This is a genomic window from Methylophaga thalassica (genome assembly GCF_030159795.1).
GTDB lineage: Bacteria > Pseudomonadota > Gammaproteobacteria > Nitrosococcales > Methylophagaceae > Methylophaga > Methylophaga thalassica.
In genome coordinates, this window is record NZ_BSND01000005.1 from 438,034 (window position 1) to 461,265 (window position 23,232).

Annotated in this window: 21 protein-coding genes; 4 read left to right on the forward strand and 17 right to left on the reverse strand. The window is 44.0% G+C overall.

Annotation, left to right across the window (positions count from 1 at the left end):
• Genes glnT through QQL60_RS09305 form a run of 5 tightly spaced genes read right to left on the reverse strand, consistent with a single transcriptional unit; the run spans position 1 to position 6,507 of the window.
• Positions 1-1,368, reverse strand: a complete 1,368-nt coding sequence (gene glnT / locus QQL60_RS09285) for a type III glutamate--ammonia ligase (protein ID WP_284723143.1) — start codon at positions 1,366-1,368, stop codon at positions 1-3.
• 38 nt (positions 1,369-1,406) lie between these two features.
• Positions 1,407-2,075 carry an aminomethyltransferase family protein gene (locus QQL60_RS09290; protein WP_007146755.1) on the reverse strand — a complete coding sequence of 223 codons (669 nt, stop codon included), beginning with the start codon at positions 2,073-2,075 and terminating at the stop codon, positions 1,407-1,409.
• A gap of 2 nt (positions 2,076-2,077) precedes the next feature.
• Entirely contained in the window at positions 2,078-4,990 is a 2,913-nt protein-coding gene (locus QQL60_RS09295; RefSeq protein WP_284723144.1) for an FAD-dependent oxidoreductase, read from the reverse strand.
• Positions 4,987-5,250, reverse strand: a complete 264-nt coding sequence (locus QQL60_RS09300) for a sarcosine oxidase subunit delta (RefSeq protein WP_040576622.1) — start codon at positions 5,248-5,250, stop codon at positions 4,987-4,989. Before QQL60_RS09300 ends, QQL60_RS09295 begins: the two co-directional genes overlap by 4 nt.
• A 15-nt stretch (positions 5,251-5,265) precedes the next feature.
• Entirely contained in the window at positions 5,266-6,507 is a 1,242-nt protein-coding gene (locus QQL60_RS09305; RefSeq protein ID WP_007146758.1) for an FAD-dependent oxidoreductase, read from the reverse strand.
• Between the two features lie 235 nt (positions 6,508-6,742).
• Here QQL60_RS09305 and QQL60_RS09310 point away from each other — a divergent pair, with 235 nt between their 5' ends.
• Positions 6,743-7,381, forward strand: coding sequence for a helix-turn-helix domain-containing protein (locus QQL60_RS09310; protein ID WP_284723145.1), 639 nt, complete (start codon positions 6,743-6,745; stop codon positions 7,379-7,381).
• Positions 7,382-8,050: 669 nt separating this feature from the next.
• On the opposite strand, the gene QQL60_RS09315 is transcribed toward QQL60_RS09310, so the two are convergent.
• From QQL60_RS09315 to bioB, 7 genes are all read right to left on the reverse strand, one after another.
• Positions 8,051-8,635: a hypothetical protein gene (locus QQL60_RS09315; protein WP_284723146.1), complete on the reverse strand. Its 585-nt coding sequence runs from the start codon at positions 8,633-8,635 to the stop codon at positions 8,051-8,053.
• Between the two features lie 194 nt (positions 8,636-8,829).
• Positions 8,830-11,310 carry a P-loop NTPase gene (locus tag QQL60_RS09320; protein ID WP_284723147.1) on the reverse strand — a complete coding sequence of 827 codons (2,481 nt, stop codon included), beginning with the start codon at positions 11,308-11,310 and terminating at the stop codon, positions 8,830-8,832.
• A gap of 257 nt (positions 11,311-11,567) precedes the next feature.
• Positions 11,568-12,233 (reverse strand): dethiobiotin synthase, encoded by a 666-nt coding sequence (gene bioD / locus QQL60_RS09325; RefSeq protein ID WP_284723148.1) that lies wholly within the window; start codon positions 12,231-12,233, stop codon positions 11,568-11,570.
• Complete coding sequence (gene bioC / locus QQL60_RS09330; protein ID WP_284723149.1) at positions 12,230-13,123, reverse strand: malonyl-ACP O-methyltransferase BioC; 894 nt, start codon at positions 13,121-13,123, stop codon at positions 12,230-12,232. Before bioC ends, bioD begins: the two co-directional genes overlap by 4 nt.
• Positions 13,116-13,877 (reverse strand): pimeloyl-ACP methyl ester esterase BioH, encoded by a 762-nt coding sequence (gene bioH, locus QQL60_RS09335; protein WP_284723150.1) that lies wholly within the window; start codon positions 13,875-13,877, stop codon positions 13,116-13,118. Before bioH ends, bioC begins: the two co-directional genes overlap by 8 nt.
• On the reverse strand, positions 13,867-15,042 hold the full coding sequence (bioF, locus tag QQL60_RS09340) for an 8-amino-7-oxononanoate synthase (protein ID WP_284723151.1): 1,176 nt from the start codon (positions 15,040-15,042) through the stop codon (positions 13,867-13,869). The genes bioH and bioF overlap by 11 nt, the downstream gene beginning before the upstream one ends.
• Before the next feature lie 15 nt (positions 15,043-15,057).
• Positions 15,058-16,071, reverse strand: a complete 1,014-nt coding sequence (gene bioB, locus QQL60_RS09345; protein WP_284723152.1) for a biotin synthase BioB — start codon at positions 16,069-16,071, stop codon at positions 15,058-15,060.
• 42 nt (positions 16,072-16,113) lie between these two features.
• On the opposite strand from bioB, the gene QQL60_RS09350 reads away from it, so the two are divergent.
• The 3 genes from QQL60_RS09350 to QQL60_RS09360 are packed head-to-tail and all read left to right on the forward strand — an operon-like array spanning position 16,114 to position 18,356.
• The gene (locus tag QQL60_RS09350; protein WP_284723153.1) at positions 16,114-16,824 is read left to right on the forward strand and encodes a ComFC family protein; all 711 of its coding nucleotides are present in this window, start codon (positions 16,114-16,116) and stop codon (positions 16,822-16,824) included.
• A gap of 38 nt (positions 16,825-16,862) precedes the next feature.
• Positions 16,863-17,927, forward strand: a complete 1,065-nt coding sequence (locus QQL60_RS09355) for a GGDEF domain-containing protein (protein WP_273180299.1) — start codon at positions 16,863-16,865, stop codon at positions 17,925-17,927.
• The gene (locus QQL60_RS09360) at positions 17,928-18,356 is read left to right on the forward strand and encodes a potassium channel family protein (protein WP_273180298.1); all 429 of its coding nucleotides are present in this window, start codon (positions 17,928-17,930) and stop codon (positions 18,354-18,356) included.
• A 3-nt stretch (positions 18,357-18,359) separates the two neighbouring features.
• Here QQL60_RS09360 and QQL60_RS09365 read toward each other — a convergent pair whose 3' ends face one another.
• The 5 genes from QQL60_RS09365 to recG are packed head-to-tail and all read right to left on the reverse strand — an operon-like array spanning position 18,360 to position 23,230.
• Positions 18,360-19,184: a thermonuclease family protein gene (locus tag QQL60_RS09365; RefSeq protein WP_273180297.1), complete on the reverse strand. Its 825-nt coding sequence runs from the start codon at positions 19,182-19,184 to the stop codon at positions 18,360-18,362.
• 31 nt (positions 19,185-19,215) lie between these two features.
• Positions 19,216-19,713 (reverse strand): hypothetical protein, encoded by a 498-nt coding sequence (locus QQL60_RS09370; protein ID WP_273180296.1) that lies wholly within the window; start codon positions 19,711-19,713, stop codon positions 19,216-19,218.
• A complete protein-coding gene (gene ubiA / locus QQL60_RS09375; protein ID WP_273180294.1) occupies positions 19,710-20,588 on the reverse strand; it encodes a 4-hydroxybenzoate octaprenyltransferase in 879 nt (292 codons plus the stop codon). Before ubiA ends, QQL60_RS09370 begins: the two co-directional genes overlap by 4 nt.
• On the reverse strand, positions 20,585-21,127 hold the full coding sequence (locus QQL60_RS09380) for a chorismate--pyruvate lyase family protein (protein ID WP_273180293.1): 543 nt from the start codon (positions 21,125-21,127) through the stop codon (positions 20,585-20,587). Before QQL60_RS09380 ends, ubiA begins: the two co-directional genes overlap by 4 nt.
• 15 nt (positions 21,128-21,142) lie before the next feature.
• Complete coding sequence (recG, locus tag QQL60_RS09385) at positions 21,143-23,230, reverse strand: ATP-dependent DNA helicase RecG (protein WP_284723154.1); 2,088 nt, start codon at positions 23,228-23,230, stop codon at positions 21,143-21,145.
• Positions 23,231-23,232 lie beyond the last annotated feature (2 nt).

The following is a 23,232-nucleotide window of genomic DNA, read 5'->3' on the forward strand; positions in this document are numbered from 1 at the left end:
TTAATAAAATTCAACGTAACGATTGATTTCCCAATCAGATACATGACGCATGTATTCCACCCATTCCATGTGTTTGAGTTCTAAGAACTCTTTAACAAACTCCTCACCCAAGGCCCCTTTAATCACGTCATCTTTCTCTAACGCGGTCAAAGCTTCATGAAGATTTTGTGGCAAGATGCCAATGCCTTTTTCTTCCAGCTCTTCTGGGCTTAAGTCATATAAATTGATGTCATAACCTGGACCGGCTTCCAGTTGACGTTCCACACCATCTAAACCAGCTGCAATCGCTGCTGCTGCCGTCAGGTATGGGTTACAAGTACCATCTGGCAGGCGTAGTTCGATACGACCATAAGGGATACGCACCATGGTCGAACGGTTATTATTACCGTATGAAATATAGGCTGGTGCCCAAGTCGCGCCGGACAAAGAACGACCGACCACTAAACGTTTGTATGAGTTAACGGTAGGCGCGGCAATCGCTGATAATGCAGGGGCATGCGCCAGAATGCCTGCCATAAAGTGATAAGCCAGTTTCGATAAACCATGACCGGTTTCATCACTGTCATCATGGAATAAACTTTTCTCACCATCGCCAATCGACATATGCATATGCATGCCGTTACCAGGGCGGTTACTGAATGGCTTAGACATAAATGAACATACCATGCCCATTTCGTTAGCAATTTCGCTGGCCGCCATTTTAAACATCACATAGTCATCCGCACTCTTCAGTGCATCAGCATAGGTGTAGTTAATTTCAAACTGACCATTCGCATCTTCATGATCGATTTGGTAAATATCTAAACCGACATCAATTAAAGACTCAGTCAGTTTTTCAAGGAAACCGCTCTGACGTGTGATGCCTTTATAGTCATAACACGGTTTTTGCAGCGTATCGGTTGGATCAAATGGATGCAGATGACCGAACTCATCTTTTTTCAATAAAGAGAATTCAGGCTCTAAACCGGTGTATAAAATCCAGCCTTTTTCAGTCAGACGGGAAATTTGTTTTTTCAGTACAACACGACTGTCATGGCTGTAGGGTTTGCCGTTAACGTGACCATCACAGATCAGGCGTGCATAACCAGGTTGCCATGGCAATAAACTCAATGTGCTTAAGTCGCCCATTGCCATGTAATCTGGACCATTAGGTTTAATGCCCATTCCCCAAATAGCACCACCAGCAAAACCAGCACCGGTTTTAATAATGTCTTCCAGGTGATCTGCTGGCACAGATTTGACCTTAGCCACACCGTGGATATCAACAAACTGGGCCAACACATATTTCACATTGTTTTCAGCCAAAAACTTCTGCGCATAGGCTAATTGGTCTGCTGGCGAAGCCTTAGGGTCGAATTCATACTTCATAACATTTCCTCTGTTTGAATGATCAACACTTGGTCGTATCAATTGATCTCGTAATAAAAACTGAACCCTATAGCACCGCCACCATATTCTTCGGTGATGCCCAATAGTGTTTTCCACAGGTAGGGTCCAAACGTACCATCACACCAAATGCGATAAACAGATTGGCCATTCAGCATCTGTCTCAGCAACGTTACCGATACACCGGCGATGACAGTCATGACAAGACGATTCTCTTCAAGTGCATCTCCTGACAGGTCGATAGCACAGACTTCAGAAAATAACTTTGATGTCAGCTTGCCACTGACAATAAACGACGCATCATTGCGAATTACCTTGTGGACACCTGCTTTATTCACAGGCAAGGCATTTAACTGAGCGACCAGATGAGAGTTCAGTGGCTCTTCAATCAGATACTCACTTCCCCCCAATCTTAAGACCAGCTCTCTTTTGCCTTGTAATGTCCAACTGTTTTTTGCTTCTGGCAGTGTCAGGTTGGCAGAGGCTAACCACTCCGCTGCATTAGGTCCTTTCACGCCAAAGCGATTTAATGCACTCACATCACAAATACTTAATAACTCGTAACGTGAAGATTCAATGGCCTTGTCCGCCATGGTTATTGCAGTCTCCATGCCATTCACGATGCCACTAATCGGCTTCAAAGGGGCTTGAGCAAAAGCGACCGGGCTTTTAAAAATGCCGTCTTGCATGCTTACTCTCCGTCTTTATCAAGTAGGTGAAAAAAAGGGGCTTCGACGACAGTCGCTTCAACCATTGCACCGCTATCGGTACGAATGGAAAACGTTGAGCCCACACTGCCCTGTTCTGGTGCAACAAAAGCAAAACCGATTACTCTGTCGAGATATCTGCTGTATGCAATACTGGTGACACGGCCTTTGATGTTGTTGCCGTTATCAATCACCAGATTGCATTCATTCGGCATTTCCCTGGCAAAGCCTTTCTCCAGTACAAAGTTCACTAACTTCTTGTTCAGCTTTTTCTTAGCGATGATTTTCAGGCTGCGTTGGCCGATAAAGAACGGCTTATCCATTTTGAGTAACGCTTCGGAATGCGCTTCAAATGGATTGGTCAGACCATCGGTATCGTGACTAATCAGGTGATGTCCCATTTCCAGACGTAGCAGACGCTGTGCATCTGTACCAAATGGACGAATACCATGATCTTGTCCGGCAGCCATGATTTGTTTCCAGACATGCAGTCCCGCTTTGTAAGGCACATGAATTTCAAAAGCCAGGTCAGCAACAAAACTTACTCGCATGACTTTGGCATTCACACCGGCAATCTCAGCTTCAATCATGTTTCCATCTGGTAACGAGGCTTCACTCAAATCGGCATTGGTCAGTGAACTTAAAATCTCACGTGACTTCGGTCCGGCCAGTGTCATCGCTGCAATGGCGCCGGTCAGATTCACCAAAGTGACTTGTAATCCCCATGCCTGAACATTACGTTGCATTTCACGGTAAACCGTCGCGGCATTGGATGAGTTCGTTGATACATAGAACTTTTCAGCTTCGACACGAACAGCCATCCCGTCATCCAGCATGACACCTGCTTCATCCAGCAGCAGAGCAATGCGGCTTTCGCCGATTTTCTGTTTGCTGAACTTGCCTGTATAAAAGCGTTCCAGAAATTCAGTGGCATCGGCACCGTAGACTTCAATTTTCCCTAAGGTGCTGCCATCAATCATGCCGGCCTGTTTTCTGACCGCTAACGCTTCTTGCTGTACCGCTTCCATCGCCGTCATTGAACGACCCGAATATTGATAATAAGCAGGACGCATCCACATACCCGCATCCATCATCACACCACCATTATCAACATGCCATTCATGCATCGCGGTATAACGATGAGGGTGGAATCCACGTCCGCCCAGGTGACCAATCGGTGTTGGGTGGAAGAATGGACGCGCGGTGGTGCTACCAATTTTCTCAACCGGTAACTGACGAATACGAGCCAGAATACGAATCGCATTCATATTGGAATGTTTACCCTGACTTGGGCCCATACCCACCGTGGTAAAGCGTTTCATCAACTCGATATTGTCAAAACCTTCTTTGGCGGCATTGATGAAATCTTTGACTTGAATATCTTCGTCAAAGTCGACAAAGTTTTTACCTTTCGGATGCTCAACAATCGGATAAGGATGGCTGGGTGAATTCATCTCAACAGCAGGCACGACAACCGCATCAACTGACTTACCAAGGAAAGCGGCTGCTTCTGCTGCTGCACGCTGACCATCAAGTTGGCGAGCTTTAAAATCAAATACGCCATTGACCTTACCCGCTGCAAACACCCCTTCCGGTAACTCGTCAGGGACAAACTGCTCGACGCTATAGTCATAACGCATTTTTGTGCCTGCCTGATACAGCAAGGCAGCTGCTGGTGCCCAACCGGCACTCATCGCTACACCATCACATGCCAAACGCACAGTGTGACCACTATCGGCGCCTGCACTAATATCGTCATAAGGGCTGACAGCAACAGCTTTAACGCCTAACTTGTCAGAGGTCGGGATCACTTCATAAATACAGCTTGAGATATGAACAGGAATACCTAGATCTCTGACTTTCTGAGCCAGTTCACGTGGTGCGCCGTTTCTACGCATATCAATGACAGCAACCACTTCAACGCCAATTGAGGCCAGATCCAGTGCGGTACGATAGCCATAGTCATTTGCTGTGACCACCACCCCTTTATTAAAAGGTTTAACCGCATAACGATGAATCAGGCGTTGTGCTGCCGATCCCATCATCACACCAGGCAAATCGTTGTAACGGAACACGGGTGGTTGCTCAAACGCACCAGCAGCCACGATCACCGTTTTCGCCCAGACTTTAGTGATACCGTCTTTACCGACTAATGGCACCAATTTATCGCCATAAAAACCGCCGGCATACGCATCGGTAATTAAACGAATATTCGGGTTTGACTCCACTTTACCTAACAGGCTTGTCAGCGTATCAGTCGTCGTTTGGTCACCGGCATAGTCGTATGTCAGGCTGCCACCCGCCTGTTTGTTTTCATCAACAACAATAACATCCAGGCCTTGCTCAGCCGCTTTAACCGCTGCTGATAAACCAGACAGACCGGCACCGATGACTAACACATCACAGTGGGCAAACTTTTTCGGTTTAATAATACGTGGGTAGTTAAAGTTAACTTCGCCTAAACCAGCCGCCTTACGGATTTTGTCTTCCCAGAACGGAAACAGGCTTTTTGGTTTATAAAACGTTTTGTAATAAAAACCGACCGGCAGGAACGGTGATAAATAATCGATATATTTGTTTTTATCTTTTAATACACCACCAATAGTATTGACGGCTTTAATATCCATACCATCAGCAACAGGCCAGACATCAGCACGGATATTGGTATCCACGCCGTCTGTCATCATGGCGTTAACATCATGATTGGCAAAACTCAATACACCACGTGCACGGTGATATTTAAAACTACGACCCAGCACATTAATACCAGCCGCCCACAGGGCACTGGAAATGGTATCGCCTTCGTAACCTTGCACGGTCTGACCTTCATATTGAAAAGTCAGTGGCTTGTCACGGTTAATCCACTCACCTCGTTTCTTAGCAATACGGCTGGTCATTTAGCTTCCTCCTGACCCAGAAGATAAGTACGGTTGACCTTATCAGTCATCGTGTTACGTTCAGCGATAAACCAGGTACCGCTGGGGGTGTGATACCACCATTCTTTTTTCAAACCAGGTGCTCCATTACGATAGTGCACATAGGCAGCCCACTCAGAATCTGAACATGTGTCAGGGTTGGGCATATTTCGATATTCTCCGCCGTAGGTGAATTCACTCATCGGCCTGATACCATTAACGGGACATTCAAGTAGTTTCATAGCCTTACTCTTAACTTAGTGACCAACTGAAGCTGCGCCTTTTTCACCGGTCAGCTCATAGTCTTCAAAACGTGATAAACGGAATGATTTAATAAGATCAGGAGCCATATCTTTGGCTATTGTCTCGGCCATGGTTTTGCCACTGATTGGCGTGGCTTTAAATCCCCATGTGCCCCATCCGGCATCCAGATAAAACCCTTCTAGTGGTGTTTTACCCATAATCGGTGCAAAGTCAGGCGTGATGTCAGCCATACCCGCCCATTGGCGTACCACTTTGACATTCGATAAAAACGGGAACATATCGGTGATATGTGTGGTGAGTCCTTCCACGAAATCCAGTGATGAACGTGTTGAATGGAATTCATAAGGATCCAGTGATGACCCCATGACCAGTTCACCACGAGACGATTGACTCACGTACACATGCAAACTACCGGAAACTAAAATGGTATCGAGCCAGGGCTTCATCGGTTCTGATACGCAAGCTTGCAGTGGATGAATCACAATCGGTGTTTTCAAATCCACCATCTCAGTGATACGTGGTGTAAAACCTGCCACTGCAGATAGAACACGATTTGTGCTGATATAGCCTTTAGATGTGTTCACACCAACGACTTTGCCGCCTTTAGTATCAATACCCGTGACTTCCGTCATTTGGAATATTTCAACACCCATGCGATCCGCTTCTTTTGCATAACCCCATGCCACGGCATCATGACGAGCTACAGAGCCTGGTGCATGGTATAAAGCACCCAGGATAGGCGCTTGGCCACTGCAGGAGATATCCAATTGCGGACACGCTTTGGATATCTCCTCAGGACCGACGACATAACTCTCAACCCCAACATGTTTATTCACTTCTGCACGCCAGCGCATGGTTCTCATTGCTGATTCTGTGTGAGCTAAAGTGAAGTGCCCACGAGTTGAATAAAACAGGTTCAGGTCTAATTCTTCTGATAAATCTTCGTACAATTTAACGCTGGCATCGTAGAAGTTAACCCCTTCTGGTGTCAGGTAATTTGAACGTACGATGGTGGTATTACGGCCCGTGTTGCCGCCACCAATATAGCCTTTTTCTAATACTGCTACATTGGTAATGCCATAGTCTTTCGCTAAGTAATACGCCGCAGCCAAACCATGTCCGCCGCCACCGATAATCACGGCATCGTACGATTTCTTAGGCTCGGTACAGTCCCTAAAAAAACGTGGTGCCGGGTGTTCACTACTCAGACCATATTTTAATAGCCCTAATGGCATTCTTAACCTCCACTCATAATGCTCAATACTACTAAAGTAGTATGCGAATCTACCTCTAACTAGGTAAACAATATTTCATGTGATGAAACATGGTTCTATTTACTCATGTCGAAAAAAACATGTCAATAGCCTTGTAAACTTTTTTTCACAATAGGAAACATTTAGTGGGGATAAATAAAAAAACCTCAGGTATAATCAGGCAAAACAGCCTTAAAGAAGACGGAGTATTCTTGCCGTGAGCAAACAGCAAACGATCGTGACGACTGAATCTGCGACACATCAGTCTCTAGACAAACACCTCGGAAATACGCTGCGACATATTCGTACTGAGAATGGACTAACCATTGCGGATGTCGCTATGCGAGCCAATGTCAGCCGCGGCATGCTGAGCAAGATAGAGAACGGGCTGACCTCACCCAGTCTTGAAAAACTGGAACATCTTGCCAATGCTCTCGGCGTCAAACTCTCACGCTTGTTTCATGATTACGACACCCCTATTGGTGGCGCTCAATATGTGAAGAATGGCGAAGGTATGGAAGTGGTACGTCGTGGTACCAAGAGCGGTCATACCTACCAATTACTGGCGTATGACACCGGTCCGAAAAAGCTGTTTGAACCGTTTTTGATTACCTTAAATGAAGAAAGTGAAGTGTTTGATCCGTTTGAACATGCCGGCACTGAATTTATTTACATGCTGGAAGGCAAACTGGAATACAGCGTGGGTGATGAACGTTTTATTCTTGAACCAGGCGACTCGTTAACGTTTCATGCAGAGCAACCGCATCGACCAGAAACAAAACTCAAAATGCCGATTCAGTATCTGGCCATCATCTACTACGATAGCCTTGATGACTTCGAAGACGATAGTTACTAAGACTAGCCTGTTTGAGTATTTAGGGTCAGTGTAAAAAAGCTTACTTTCCAATATTAGCTCGCGGTGTGGTAAGGCTATTGTTAATAAATTTCAACTTGACCCCTAATATCTTTATTAATGCATACAGAGATGATCTAATTGAAAAAGGTGTGGAGTTACGTGAATGGTAACGTTTTCTGATGCAGTGTTGGGAGCTATTTTTTTCATTGCTGGTATTTTATGTCTGGTTTGTGGAGTATTAATTACCCCTTTTTATATCTGGTATATAAAACAAAAACATAGACAAGTATGGGAATATGATTTGCAGTATTTAGGCTACACACCGTGGTTTAATATGTATAGATTGTGGTTCTTTTTATTCAATAACGTATTTAAGAAAACACAAGACAAATGGTTTATCAGACTGAGCTTTCTTTTTAAATATATGTACTTGCCATCACTTTTTTTGATGGTTATTTTGTTTTTTGTTGTCCCTATATTTCTTCTAGGATATCAATAGGGTCAGAGTCTGACCTCTTTCGTCTAGAATCTGCCCCCATTGATCTCCAACATCAATCATACCAATCGAGTCTACCCTCTTTGGTCTACGCCTGGACTAAAATCCAGCGCGAAGCGACAGAGCCTACGTGTTACTATCCCTAGGAGATGGCGATCGACTTAATGTGTTTGTTATGGCAACAAACCCTTAATGTAGGAATATAAATCGACACTTTTCGTTAGTAATTTCCATTTTAATCTATCATTCTGATGAAGGCTTAGGGCTGAATATAAACCGGAAGTATTCTTGAGATTTTCTTCTTTTATCTGCGATAAAGCATTACAAGAAAACTCTAACTGCTCCTTGATTGAACTGTATGCAGTATCTTGACTTGAGTCGTCGAGTCTCAACTCAATTTTCAGAAACTCGCCCTTAATTTCAGTGAATAGCAATAACATTGGGATATTTTTGGTGTCTTCGAGTTCAAATAATTCTATTAACTTTTTATTCTCAGCGGGCTCTTTCCATATTCGAACCATCATTCCAAAAAAACCGCCTCTAGGGGAAGTTGAATCTTCATACTTTCCTTTTGCTGGTTTCACCGAAAACACACAAAATCGGTCACCTGTTAGTTCATTAAACGATAGCCAATAGTCTTCATCTCTTAATACTTTTTTTATATTTGGGTGTTGGTCAGTATAAAGTAAAACACCGAATAACTGAGCTACGCCTTCTTTACCTTTGTACTCTTCAACTATTGTGCGAAATGAATCCAAAGCAAACTCCTTATTGCAATAAAAGTCTATTTTAAGAGACCAATGGCCTCAGAATATATATTAAACAAGCAACCCAATGGGGTCACAAACCAATGAGGTCAGACTCTGACCCTATTGGTTTCTGCTCCTTTTTAGAGATAACGCCCGCCTCAACGGCAGGGAAATCTGTCCGATTGCAGGCGCTTGTTATAACTCTAACTCACTAAATCAGAATGGGTGCGTTCTGGCCACTTTCCTGTTAGATAAAACTTTGCAAGATCGCTTACGGTTTGAGATAGGCGATAATTAGATTCGAGATTTTTGTTCTTACTAATTCTATCATGGTATTGCTTAGCCATTATTTTTGCTTCTTTAGTGTACCCGAGGTTGTCTAGCACTTTTACATGACCCTCAGACAAAGTAATTATCGGATACCTGTCAAAAGCACTAACATTTGCAGAATTCAATCTATTGAGAACTGTTTCAGCCTCGGAAAAATGAGCCATAGCTACAGTTTCATCCGTTTCCATACAAGCTAAAATAATTCTCTGCTGTGCGAGGGCGTGTTCAATATGCGGTGATTCAGGAAATGCATCATGTGCTATTCTAAGCTTTTCGAAAGCTTGTTGATTTTCCTCAAATGACCTTAAGGCCAATCCATATTGAAGTAGGAATAGGCCTTCATTCTCGAATGTCTTTTCATATTCCTCATAAACAGAAAGAACACTGTCTTTATCGTTTTTAAGAATGCGCTTTAACGATTTTGCATTAACAAGATGCTTGTATATAGACGCTTCATTCCTAGATATATTTTTAACAATAGGAAATTGGTAAACTGAAAATGCTCTTATATAAGAGTCTATTATTTTCAGTAACTCTTTTTGAGGAACATAAAGATTAAACAATCGCTCAATATAAACTCTGTGCCGAGTTGTAACACTCCCGTTAGTATAAGTAACAATGCCATCCATTTGAGAGGCGAGTTGATGCACATTAGGATTTAAGTTTAAATATGACAGTGCTCTGGTTAATGTGGCTTCATTTGCGGGAACTCGTTGTGTAGTAGCTAAACCAGCCAGCAGCAACAATGCTCTCTCTGAATCGCATGTTATTCCTTTGTAATCCTTTTGTATTATTTCATTATATCCTTCACCAGAAGTCGTCTCTATTAAACCGATTAGAAGTTGTCTTTTTGACTTTCTAATTAATTCTATTTTCCTATTTTTAGGTGACAGCTTGGATAACCGAGTCCAGTTACCGAAGCGCTCTAGTTTTTCTAAAATCAAATCAGCATCATCAGAGTTGATATGAGATATATCTGTTGAAGATGTTAAGTATTCACCCAGGTGTTCTTTTACTCTCGTTTTCCATATTTTGGGGTTTTCAGAACTGATGAAAATAGCCTTTGTAGATTTGGCTGATTTTATTATTTCTGCTATCTGAGGGGCGACATCACCAATTCTTTCAATAAATAAATAATATGCCTTATCATGTCTGTGGTCGAGTTCTGTCACAAGCTCTTGGAAATTATCTTTATACTCTTCAATAAAATATACATTTCGCAACCCTTGGTCTGCGACTCTTAATGCAAGTTGTTTTAGAGCTGTGGTTTTACCACATCCTGCAGATCCAAACAGAATATGCAATTCAAGCTCACTTGCATTGGAATTTTCTAAAACAGCATTATAGAACCGTTCTACATCAGATAAGCTGGCTGGAACATTATCTAGTATGTCCAGCCATGTGGGCTTAAAGCCCTTATAAAAGTTTCTGATTTTTGACCTTGAGCTATCAGAGTCTATTAATGCTAAAGAAGATCTGTTTACCGGTGTTACGCCTGAAAACAATGATAAATATTTAGTTTTCTCTTTAGGCTCAAAGTTTAATTCTGGACGGGTATTTATAACTACGTCTACACTTGTCGGTGGTTCGTCAAATTCACCTTCAAGCCAATCTGTAAAATCACTTAGCTTTCCTTCTAAGTGTTCAATATTAGAAGCTTGCAGACTTTTCTTCTGAATACCTGTAAGAGAAGGAATTAAGATGTAACTTTTTAAGTCGTTACTTTTAGTTTTAGCTTTATATTTTTCAATTTGATGGAAGAATAGTGATTCTTTAAGCTTGGTTCCTATGAATATAAAGGTATATTTATGATAATCTTTAGCTAGCTCACTATACCAGAGCGGTTCACCTGAAGAGCCTTTTGCATACTCCTGTGCAGAAAATATAAAACCTTTTGATGGGTGGTTTACATCTCCATTGAGCTTTATATAGTCAAGTGTCTGATAGAATTGATCTACCTCAGTAATATTGTCATCTCTATTTTTTACATTGAATTTTAGGTTTGGTATTTGATGGGCTGCTTTTTCGAAACCATCGTCAATGTTCAATGTATAGATTCTAAAAAACGGATACTTTAAAAGCTCCTTAAACTCATTCGATGGCGTGCAGTGTTTATAGTGTTTTTCAAAAATCCTATGAACCTGATCTCCTAAAACTTCCTTAGCCGCAGCATAAACATCTGACAAATCTTCATCTGAGAATTCTTCCCCGATTTCTTCTGCGAGTATTTTGGCTAAATCCCAACCCAGAGGTGGTGTTTGCCCAAGACTATTTCTACAACCGATGGATGCTCCAGCACCAAATAAAAGTACTAGCCTTCCATTTAGTAATGCATTTTTAATATGAGGATTCAATTTTTACTCCTTTATAAATATAGGTGCACCTAGGTCTGACAGAGTTATAACAGTCTATTTTATAAGGCCACTGGCCTCATAATAAATATAAAACAGGCGGCCTTATAATTCATTTCCGAAAACATAACAAACTGATTATTAATCAATTTTTATTTCGTAGTTTTGAATTATAAGGCCAAATTTTGAACTAGTATTGAAGAATAGTGCCTGACATTACTTATTTTGGGAAGGCGGTTTTATAAAGTAATTTGATGAGTTTATTCAGGTAGTCGCAGGAAACTGGCCGCCGACTGGTGGCTATTAAGATAAGGGACCACTCCCAAGCAGGGGGCATCAATTCGGCTTGTTAAGGTCTCTATCATTTCAGTTGATTCTGATTGTTCAGCAACATGATTCGCCACCCAGCCAGCCAGTTTGAGACCTTGTTGTTCAATGGCTGCCACAGTCAATAAGGCATGATTAATACAACCTAGTTTAATTGCCACTACCAAAATTACCGGCAATTGAAGTTCAACAGCAAGATCGGCCATAGTGCTTTCTGTGTTTAGTGGTACATACCAGCCACCCGCACCCTCCACAATGACTGCGTCTGCTTGTTCAGCAATCAAATCATAATTGCCTTTAATGTTGGCAATAGAGAGTGTTACCCCCTCACGCTCAGCCGCAATATGAGGGGCAATAGCCGGTTCAAAGGCATAAGGGTTGATCAGTGAATAAGCTAAATCTGACTGGCTTTGTTTGATTAATGCGAGTGCATCCTCATTTTTCCACTGCCCATCTAACCACTCACAACCGCTGGCAATCGGCTTCATGCCAACTGTTTTATAGCCTTGTTGTTGCAGTAGAGATACCAAGCCCACACTGATGAATGTCTTCCCTACTTCAGTATCTGTACCTGTTATAAAAAAATGTGTGCTGGTCATAATCGTTTGATCTCACTGATCGGAATATAAACACTGTCGTCATCAGCTCGGCATTGACCTGATTGAGCTAATTTCCATGCATGACCAAAAATGACTTCATAGCTGGCAGGTAAACCGTCAGCTTGGCGAAATGTTTCATACGAGGAAATCACTTTTTGCATTAGTTGCTTTCCAGTCAGTCCGCGACGACGGCCTTCATTTACATTACGAGCACCAAGGATTTTCAAATCGCGCATCACACTCATCGCATCGTTGTAACTTAATGTGTAAGGTTCCATATCCAGCACACAATCAGCTAAGCCACTGGCTGTCATCGCATCGCCCACATCATGCATATCGTAAAATAAATTCACATGTGGATAGGTATCGACTTCAGCCCAAGCCTGACGCAACTCCGTCAAGGTATCCGGCCCCAGACTGGTAAACATCAATAGCCCTTGAGGTTTCAACACCCGAAAGATTTCACTGAAACAACGTTTGGGATCACACCACTGTAATGCCAGATTGGCATAGATCAGATCGACACTGTTATCGGCTAGTGGAATGGCTTCGGCATCACCGGCTAATGCCTGTAAACGTGGCTGATTTGGTAACCAGCGTTTAATACCCTGATCATGCCGATAACGCTTTTCGGCCTGTTTTAACATTTGCGGTGCAATATCAACCGCCACAAGTTGTGCATGAGGATAGCGCTTTTGTAATAACGATAAATTACGTCCGGTGCCCGCTCCCAAATCCAGTATGGTCTGAGGTTCAATAGTGATATATGACAAGCGCTCTAATAACTCATCGGCTGTTTGCCTTTGTAACACAGCCACATCATCGTAATGTTCGGCGGCGGCAGAAAATGACTGTGCCACTCTTTTTTTATCGGGACGATATTCACTCATGGAGAAATTGTTCTATCACTAATTGGCATTGCTGAGGCTGCGAAATAAACGGCGCGTGGCCTAATCCCGGCATCACATCAATGCGAAGTTTTGGCTGTAACTCAACTGCATAATTTGCTAAGGACGCGGGAACGAGATGATCATTTTCTGCCAGAATCATTTGTGTGGGGCAATTTACGGTGGTAAGAGCATCTCGTAAATCCCACTCAGCCAGACATTTTAAGCCTGCCTGTAATGCCTCTGGTTCTGGTTCATGCTGTTGAGCCAGTTGTTCGCTTAATTGTTTAATCACTTGCCGGGGCTGATTCGCACCTTTCGCTTGCAGCATAATAAACCGCTGCAAGGTCTGCTGTTGATCAACAGCTAAACTGGCTGAAAAGGTATCAAACACCTCAGCAGCCATGGCACAAGGCCAGTCGTCTGTTTGAACAAAGCGGGGATTACTTGCCAGCAAAATCAGCTTTTTGACTTTATCAGGGTAACGCTGCGTCATAGCTAAAGCGACCATGCCACCTAATGACCAGCCCAGCCAAATGGCTTTTTGCGATAATGCCTTGGCTAAAGAGGCTAATAATGTTGGTAATTCAAAGTCCCCTGGTTGCCAGTCACTTTGACCGTGGCCGGGTAAATCAACCAAGTGACAACGAAAATGTTCAGCCAATAAATCAACGAGTGGTTGCCAGACACCACTATGCATACTCCAACCGTGAACCAATACTAAGTCAGGCCCCTGACCTATGCTGTTAATGTGCATACGCCTGCTCCAATGCTACAAGCAGCCGTTCTACATCCTCTTCTGTATGGGCAGCAGAGAATGTAATTCTCAGTCTTGCTGTATTTTTAGGCACGGTGGGTGGACGGATAACGCCTACCAGGATGCCTTGTTGTTCCAGCCTCGCCCCTATTTCCAGCGCCTGTTTATCATCACCGATAATCACCGGCTGGATCGGTGTCATCGATGGCATTAATTCTAAACCGAGTTGTTCAGCGCCTTGTCTGAATTGCTGAATCAACTGTTGCAGCCTGTCACGCCGCCATTGTTCCTTTTCAACCAGATCCAGACTCACCAACGTCGCAGCCGCAATCGCCGGTGGTTGTGCTGTGGTGTACACATAACTGCGTGCTTGCTGAATTAAGGTTTCGATGACCAGTTCGTCGGCGGCGACAAAGGCACCACCAGTACCAATGGCTTTACCTAAGGTGCCCACCACAATGGGGGCTTTATCTGCTGCGATTTGATAATGAGATACTGTGCCGCGACCACCTTCACCAATGACACCAAAACCATGGGCATCATCAATCAATACCGCTGCACGGTGCTGTTCCGATAGCGCCATAATCTCAGGTAAGGGGGCAATATCACCATCCATACTGAATACGCCATCACTGACGATAAGTCGATGTTTTGCCGTGGCCGCGTTATGGAGTCGTTTGTGTAACAGACTCATATCGGCGTGAGGGTAACGTAACTGATCGGCATCGGTCAGACGCCCACCATCTAATAGAGAGGCATGATTCCATTTATCCTGAATCACGGCATCGCCGCGAGTAAGCAGACCATCAATCACACCCAGATTGGCCATATAACCAGTGGAAAAAAGTAATACGCGCTGTTGACCCGTAAAGTCGGCCAGCTTTTCTTCCAAAGCCTGATGATAAAAACTGTGTCCGGTTAATAAATGTGCGGCGCCACTACCGACACCCTCTTTATCTACGGCCTGTTTGAATGCTTGTTTGATAGCAGGATGAGCAGCCAATCCAAGGTAATCATTGCTGCAAAATGACAAAATGGTTTTGTCACCAAGATGAATATGCACGCCCTGCTCACCGATACGAAGCCGGTTTTGCCGGTAACGCCCCGCCGCTTTGCGTTCAGCTAAAGCGGCGGTCAGTTCATTATGCCAAGGGAGTTTGGCCACTCGAAAATAAAGACGTTAGGCTGCTGAAGAACAGCTATGTTCTTCGGTTTTTTCTTCACCCACCCAAGGTGTGATACCTAAACGTTTGAACAGTTGCTGATCATGGTTGGTATCAGGGTTGTCAGTGGTTAACAGTTTTTCACCGTAGAAAATCGAATTAGCACCAGCCAGAAAACACATCGCTTGTAACTCATCTGTCATGTGTTCACGACCGGCTGATAAACGCACAAATGATTTCGGCATCATGATACGAGCGACAGCAATAGTGCGGACAAACTCGATTGGATCCAGATTATCAACACCATCTAATGGTGTACCTTCAACTTGAACTAATAGATTGATAGGCACACTTTGTGGTTGGGTTGGCAGGTTAGCCAGGCTGATTAATAAACCAGCACGATCATGACGGCCTTCGCCCATTCCCACAATACCGCCACTACATACATTAATACCGGCATCACGAACGTGGCTTAGGGTATTCAGACGATCTTCATAAGTACGAGTAGTAATAATTTCACCGTAATATTCAGGTGAGGTATCCAGGTTATGGTTGTAATAATCCAGACCGGCTTCTTTTAAACGTTTCGCTTGGTGCTCTTCCAGCATGCCCAATGTGACACAGGTTTCCAGACCTAAACTTTTTACGCCTTCAACCATTTCAGCAACACGTTCCAGATCACGGTCTTTCAGACTACGCCAGGCCGCGCCCATACAGAAACGATTAGCGCCGGCCTCTTTAGCTTCATTGGCTGATTTCAGCACTTCGTTGAGCGGCATCAAAGGCTCAGCTTTGACGGCTGACTCGTGATGTGCACTCTGTGGGCAATAACCACAGTCTTCGGCACAACCACCGGTTTTAATGCTTAATAAGGTACTAATTTGCACCGCATTAGCATCAAAATTGGCACGATGAACAGTTTGTGCTTTAAACATCAGGTCGTTAAAGGGCATGGCAAATAAGGCTTCAACCTCTTGCTGGCTCCAGTCGTTGCGGATTGTTGCTTGGGTTTCTGCTACATTCTCAGGCATGATGACTCTTTACTGATTTAAAGGATGAAATTAGGTCATGTCATGGCAAATCTGCTCTCACTGACACAACAATTGCAACAATTATACAGGAAAGTATTTCCAATTCCGTGTTTACTCTGCGGCTTGGTAACAGAAGGGCAAGCGCTATGTGAGAGCTGCATCGCTGAATTACCTGTTATCCAACAGTGTTGTATTCACTGCGCGATACCTATAGAACAAGGACAGATTTGCGGACAATGTTTGAAAAAACCACCCATTCAGGATTCCAGCCTGAGTCTATATCGCTATGAACAGGCGGTCCCCAGAATGATGTCAGCGCTGAAATATCATCGGCAAATTCAGCTTGCAGACATTTGTGCCAGAGAATTTATTGCGTATCACTCATTAGCTACGCCCCCGGACGTTTTGCTTCCCATACCACTGCACCCGAGCCGGCTCCGACAACGTGGTTATAATCAATCTCTGTTATTTACAGATACGCTCGCTCAGCTATTGAAGATTCCCTGCCGACCAGAATTACTGAAACGAGTCAAAAAAACAGCAACACAGACTCAGCTTAATGCCAAGCAACGACATAAAAATATGCGACAAGCTTTTAAGTATGATTCTTCTTTTGTACCTGAGCATGTAGCGATTATCGATGACGTCATGACATCCGGTGCAACCACACATGAAGCGGCACGTGTATTAAAGCGAGCTGGCGTAGAGACAATAGAAGTGTGGACAATTGCACGTGCAATAAGCCATTATTAGTGTTAACTAAATCACACTTAGGCTCATAAGGCGTTTGGATGCAAGATATCGCCACCTTACAAGCTCGTTTGGATGAACTACTTCGCATCGCTAAAAGCAATGAGCGAAAACAAACCAATTTCCAGGAATATGAGCTAGCACTTCTTGCCAGTAATAATCTTCATGAGCTGTTAGGGATCGTGCTGGAAGAGCACAAAGAGCGCTTTCAACTGACTGATGTGACCCTGCTATTGCATGACCCTGAATATGACTTTCAGCGTTTGATCGAAGCTCAACCCGTCAAATCAACTTGGTTAGACAAACTGATATTTACTGAATCAGCTCATTTATTAAATCAATATTTCAGCCCGTTACGTAAACCACGCCTGATCCGTTACTCACCTCATCAACATGCTTTTTTATTTCCTGATCAAGCCGAGCTGGGTTCCATCGCCTTACTACCACTAATCAGGCATAACGTATTAATCGGTAGTTTGAATTTAGGCAGCCGCAATCCAACCCGATTTGAAAGTAATATTGGCACTCAGTTTCTGGAACATCTGGCCGCAGTCATGTCAGCCTGTCTGGAAAATGCCCGTTTACACGAACATATTAAATTAGTCGGCCTGCGTGATCCTTTAACTGGCATTAATAATCGTCGTTTCTTCGATCAACGGCTCAGTGAAGAAGTCAGTCGGGCTAAACGGCTAAATAGTCCATTAACCTGCTTGTTTATTGATTTAGATTTTTTTAAACGTATTAATGATCACTACGGCCATCAAGCGGGTGATGCGGTGCTCAAACAAGTATCACAATTACTCAATGACCGTTTGCGTAATAATGATGTGCTTGCCCGATATGGTGGAGAAGAATTTGTCATTTTATTAGCGGATACCAGCGCCGAAGATGCCGCTTTGATAGCAGAGCAAATTCGCCATCGAGTCGAGAAAACTGAATTTATTATTCCATCTGGCAAAGCCATACACGCCACTCTCTCTATTGGCTCAGCAACACTTGGTCAATATAGTCATATTCATGACACAAAATCACTGATAGCAGCGGCTGATCAGGCTGTTTATGCAGCTAAATTATCAGGTCGAAATCAAATCAAACAGGCACGTTAAATGTTACTTACGACGTTTGTCATCAATACTTTTGTTTTTGTCAGCACCATACTCATCCACTACGAAACACTTTACCAGCTAGCTAAGCGCCTCCCTGCCTTGCATATTATTCATCGTTATCGTGTTTTACTAGCGGTGATGGTGGTGATGGTGGCTCATATCGTTGAGATTTGGCTATTTGCTATCGCTTATTACCTGATGATACAGGTTGATGGTTTCGGCACGCTGATGGGAAATATTGATTCCAGCTTGCTTGATTGTAGTTATTTTTCTTTCACCACTTATACCACGCTGGGTTTTGGCGATATCGAACCGACGGGTTATGTCCGCTTTTTAACCGGACTGGAGTCACTGACAGGATTAGTGATGATTACTTGGTCCGCCTCTTTTGTATTTCTGGAGATGCAAAAATACTGGCCAAAACGCTAATTGTTATTGGCTTATTATCGCTGAAGGATGGCTGACATTCATATAAAACTGTTTACCCTGTCGACGAATCCAGCCACGCACTTCAAACGTTTGATTAAGGTAACTTTTTAAATCTCCAAAATAGGTGATATCTTTCTTTTTGATCGCTAATCTGAAATGCGTATTCGCTTCCAGAAAAACCGTCTTTTTGCCGTATTTTATTGATTTGAGTTTTAACTTAATTCGCTGCCAGCCACGGTAGTTCTTTCCAGTTTTTAACTCGGAGAGACGTTTTACCCGATAGTCAGACAAAGACCAGAGACCTTTTTTAGCTTGCTCAGCTTTGTTTTGTGCAGCAATAAGTTTATCGCTGTATCGCAAATTAGGTGGAATCAATGTCAGTGAAGCAAGACCTTGCTCAATCAGCATGGCATTTAAATAACGTCCATCCGGCAAAAAACAATGAGCTAAAGCACGATCATATTTATCTCGCTGTTGCTGATCGTATTCAATAAAAAGCTCCGGCTGACTTAACATTTCTTTTAACCACTTTTTCGCCTGCTCACCACCGGCTTCGCCATCCCGATAACGACTCAGGACCTCAGGGGTATTGATGCCCAGTAAACGAATGACTTGCCCGGATTGTAATTCGAGGGTATCACCGTCAATCACACGTTTAAGACTGACGCGATAACGATAGGGTTTTGACTTGACTGATATTAAGGTCGCATTGTCAGAGGGCTGATCGGAAAAAACAGTCCGCCCCTGCTCATTCTGTGATTGATAAACCGATGTGGGGTAACAAACAGTCGGTATGATGATGGTGATAAACACCAGAATCATTCGCATCGTTTTCCTCCATGAATAACGATAGTGATGACTAAACTTCTTCAAGCATATTTGTTATTAGTGTTTTTTGCTTAACAATCTCTTCTCTGAGATCCGTAATCAAGGATTTCAACATTTGCGCAACTGAATTAAATCGTGTCGCATGGCTCTCTGCATGCGCCGCTTCCACGGAACAATAAATAGCTAAATAATCGCCTTTTGCCACTGCGGCTGGTAATTCTTCCAATGTTGACTTGATTTCAAATAAGAGTTTTTTCTTTTCAGCCTCTGACTGACTGTCAGCGAGTGCAAGCAATAGCTCTTTGGAATTATCAATTTCATGTTTGATTTCCAGCCCTAACTCCTGAATACCTTGGGTTAGCACACGAAATGCATCACCTTCGGAACCAGCCCTGGCAGCGGCACTGACCGCATTGGAAGCCAGTAAACGCATTTTCTTTAACATGGGATTAAGATCATCCATTGCCCTTGCCAGAGCATCTGCTTGCTGCTGCAAACTTGAAGAAGATAATTCTGATATCGCGTTCATTTGCCCACCGACAAAATACTGTAATGAATGACCAGACTGATAAAAATAATCAATCCAACCCAGTTATTATTTAAAAATGCTTGTAAACAGCGTTGTGGCTGTCGATCTTTTGCCAAAAACTGTTGATAGACAAACAGGGCACTAGCCAGACACAACCCCAAATAAAAAATAAAGCTCATCTCTAATTGCAGGCCGACTAATACCATCACCACGATATAGGCGACTTGCATAATGCCCTGAATAATCAGGTCATCATCACCAAATAACACGGCTGTTGATTTGACCCCAGCCAACAGATCATCTTCCCTGTCTGCCATCGCATAAAATGTGTCGTACATCGTTGTCCAGATAATATTAGCCAGAAACAATAACCAGGCCATCACCGGAACCGTATTCGTCTGTGCTGCAAATGCCATGGGAATCGCCCAACCAAATGCCATGCCCAGATAAATCTGAGGGAAATAGGTGTAGCGTTTCATGAACGGGTAAGTCGCAGCCAGAAAGACACCACCCAACGATAACCAGATGGTCAAGCTATTCAGTAAGGACACCAGAATAAAGGCCACCAAGGCCATGCCTATAAAGACATACACCGCTTGTCTGGCCGTTAACTCTCCCGTCGCCAGAGGACGGTTTTGTGTTCGCCAGACACTGCCATCTATTTCCCTGTCGGCAAAATCATTAATCGCACAGCCTGCTGAACGCATTAAAATCACACCTAAGATGAACACGACTAACACCGTGAGATCAGGTATGCCTTCTGCAGCAATCCACAATGCCGATAATGTTGGCCATAACAAAAGTAAAATGCCAATCGGTCTGTCCAGTCGCATCAACTGGATATAAGGCATGATACGTTGTTGAACCTTGCTCACACATGACTCCATTTTTCTGATGGCAGAAATATCTCACACACAAGTACTGGGTTCCCATTCAAGTAAAAACATGACCGTCTTGCCCATAAAATATCAGGACGAATATTCAACCACTCGGTCGCTAATTGATACAACCAATGCTGCGACGTTAAGCACGCGACCTGAATATCACTTCGGCTTAATGTTGGCTCATCAAATAACATCTGACCTAATGGTTTTGTACCTAGGTTATCGAACCGAGACGGCAAGACTTGATAGGTGGATTGAGGAATAATCGTTCGGGCATAAATTTCCGGTCTGTCGCCATCACACAATAAAACCTCTCGCTCCAATTGAATACGCCGAAATGGTTGCTGAAGAAACAGGCTTTCTTCAGGCAAGGCGGCATGCCAGTCATAATGTAATAACTCGACATTCACTGCTTGCTCGCTGACAGATTGCAGACGCTTGGTCAGTGATCCGCTATCCGTCAGCCACTCGCGTAAGTCATACGGTAATGATGGCTTACGAGCTGGCAGCCAGTTTGTCCAATGCTTCATTCAAAATCCAACCAATTAAACATGCCCAAAATCAAGTTTGTGGGCAAACCAACGTGTCACTAAGGCCTCGGCTTTCTCCGGAGCTAACTCCAGCATTTTATTGGCCGCCTGTTCCATCACCGTTAACAGTTCCTGATCTTCCAGTAAATTAGCAACGCGAAATTGCGGCAGACCAGTCTGACGAGTACCGAGAACTTCACCGGGTCCACGGATTTCCAGATCACGCTGAGCAATCACAAAACCATCATTACTTTCACGCAGACATTTTAATCTGGCCTGACCATTCTCAGACAGTGGCGCATGGTACATCAAAACACAATGACTCTCGACCTGGCCCCGTCCAACCCGACCACGCAATTGATGTAACTGTGCCAGCCCAAGTCGCTCGGCATTCTCAATCACCATCAAACTGGCATTGGGCACATCCACGCCCACCTCAATAACAGTGGTCGCCACCAGCATATCTAACTCTCCAGCCTTGAACGCTGACATGACACGCTCTTTGTCCGCTGACTTCATCCGGCCATGCACAAGCCCTATTTTTAAGTCCGGTAAACTTTCCTGCAAGGTAGTCGCGGTATCTTCGGCGGCCTGACACTGCAAATGTTCAGACTCTTCAATTAAGGTACACACCCAATAGACCTGCCGGTTCTGCTGGCAAGCAGCATGGACACGTTCAATCACATCCTGACGTCGGCCATCTGAAACGACGACGGTAGTGACAGGTGTTCTTCCGGGTGGTAACTCATCGATCACCGAGACACTTAGATCAGCATAAGCGGTCATCGCCAGTGTGCGGGGAATCGGGGTTGCCGTCATCACCAGTTGGTGTGGCATGGTATCCACATCACGGCCTTTATCTCGTAAAGCCAGACGCTGGTGCACACCAAAGCGATGTTGCTCATCAATAATGACTAAACCCAGCTGATTAAATACCACTTCATCCTGAAATAAGGCATGGGTACCTACAGCCACTTTAATCTCACCTGACTTTAGCTGCTCTAATACCTGTCGTCGTTCTGCTGCAGTCTGTTTTCCAGCGCACCAGCCTACTTTCATACCCAACGGTGTCAGCCACTGGGTAAAGGTTTTGAAATGCTGTTCTGCTAGTAGTTCTGTTGGCGCCATCATCACAGCCTGCGCACCAGCACTGACAGCATCAATAGCGGCAAGTGCCGCTACAACGGTTTTGCCTGAGCCTACATCTCCTTGTACCAATCGCTGCATCGGAAACGGCTTGGTCATATCCGCTTCAATTTCCGTTAGTACTCGTTGCTGCGCTTTAGTTAACGGGAATGGCAACTGATTTAACAAAGCTTCGCGCTGTGCGGGGTCCGGATTTAATGCTGGTGCCCGATGATGTTGTGTCTGCTGACGCAGCTTTTTCATGGTCAGTTGCTGAGCCAGTAACTCTTCATAAGCCAGTCGTTTTTGTGCAGGATGTTGCCTGTCGATCAGTTGCTGCACAGGTGCATCTGGCGGCGGTTGATGTACAAACTTCAATGCCTCAGTCAGAGAAAAATCAGCCACATTGTGACAACGAGCTTCAGGTATCACTAACTCCGGCATCAAACCATTTTCAAGACTGGCCAGCGCCTGTGTAATCAGTTTGCGCAGGGAAAGTTGATGAAGCCCTTCTGTAGTTGGATACACCGGTGTCAGTTCAGAATCGACCGGCACAATTTTACCGGCATCAATTAACTGATATTCAGGATGTACCATCTCAAAACTGGAAGGCCCGTTACGTACTTCTCCAAAACAGCGAATCTTCCGGCCTTTTTCCAACTGCAATTGTTGAGCTTTGGAAAAGTGGAAAAAACGCAGGATCAATGAACCTGTTCCGTCAGAGATATGACATAACAATGAACGACGGCGGCCAAATTTTACTTGTGAGAGTTGAATGGTGCCTTCTACCAGGACTTCCTGTTGCAGTCTTAACGCACCAAGCGGCATTAAGCGAGTACGGTCCTGATATCTGAGAGGGAGATGAAACAGCAGGTCCTGGACCTGCTGTACACCAATTTTGACAAGACGTTCGGCGACTTTTCCGCCCACGCCTTTTAATGAAGTCACGGGTTGTGATAATCCATTATCCGCCACCACAA

Excerpts from the sequence above, each read along its gene's own strand:
- QQL60_RS09370 (WP_273180296.1), bottom strand. The coding sequence starts at position 19,713 with ATGAACGCGATATCAGAATTATCTTCTTCAAGTTTGCAGCAGCAAGCA.
- QQL60_RS09380 (WP_273180293.1), bottom strand. The coding sequence starts at position 21,127 with ATGAAGCATTGGACAAACTGGCTGCCAGCTCGTAAGCCATCATTACCG.
- QQL60_RS09290 (WP_007146755.1), bottom strand. The coding sequence starts at position 2,075 with ATGCAAGACGGCATTTTTAAAAGCCCGGTCGCTTTTGCTCAAGCCCCT.
- QQL60_RS09295 (WP_284723144.1), bottom strand. The coding sequence starts at position 4,990 with ATGACCAGCCGTATTGCTAAGAAACGAGGTGAGTGGATTAACCGTGAC.
- QQL60_RS09355 (WP_273180299.1), top strand. The coding sequence starts at position 16,863 with ATGCAAGATATCGCCACCTTACAAGCTCGTTTGGATGAACTACTTCGC.
- QQL60_RS09365 (WP_273180297.1), bottom strand. The coding sequence starts at position 19,184 with ATGCGAATGATTCTGGTGTTTATCACCATCATCATACCGACTGTTTGT.
- QQL60_RS09300 (WP_040576622.1), bottom strand. The coding sequence starts at position 5,250 with ATGAAACTACTTGAATGTCCCGTTAATGGTATCAGGCCGATGAGTGAA.
- bioC (WP_284723149.1), bottom strand. The coding sequence starts at position 13,123 with ATGAGTGAATATCGTCCCGATAAAAAAAGAGTGGCACAGTCATTTTCT.
- QQL60_RS09305 (WP_007146758.1), bottom strand. The coding sequence starts at position 6,507 with ATGCCATTAGGGCTATTAAAATATGGTCTGAGTAGTGAACACCCGGCA.
- bioD (WP_284723148.1), bottom strand. The coding sequence starts at position 12,233 with ATGACCAGCACACATTTTTTTATAACAGGTACAGATACTGAAGTAGGG.
- bioH (WP_284723150.1), bottom strand. The coding sequence starts at position 13,877 with ATGCACATTAACAGCATAGGTCAGGGGCCTGACTTAGTATTGGTTCAC.
- glnT (WP_284723143.1), bottom strand. The coding sequence starts at position 1,368 with ATGAAGTATGAATTCGACCCTAAGGCTTCGCCAGCAGACCAATTAGCC.
- QQL60_RS09360 (WP_273180298.1), top strand. The coding sequence starts at position 17,928 with ATGTTACTTACGACGTTTGTCATCAATACTTTTGTTTTTGTCAGCACC.
- bioB (WP_284723152.1), bottom strand. The coding sequence starts at position 16,071 with ATGCCTGAGAATGTAGCAGAAACCCAAGCAACAATCCGCAACGACTGG.
- QQL60_RS09350 (WP_284723153.1), top strand. The coding sequence starts at position 16,114 with ATGGCAAATCTGCTCTCACTGACACAACAATTGCAACAATTATACAGG.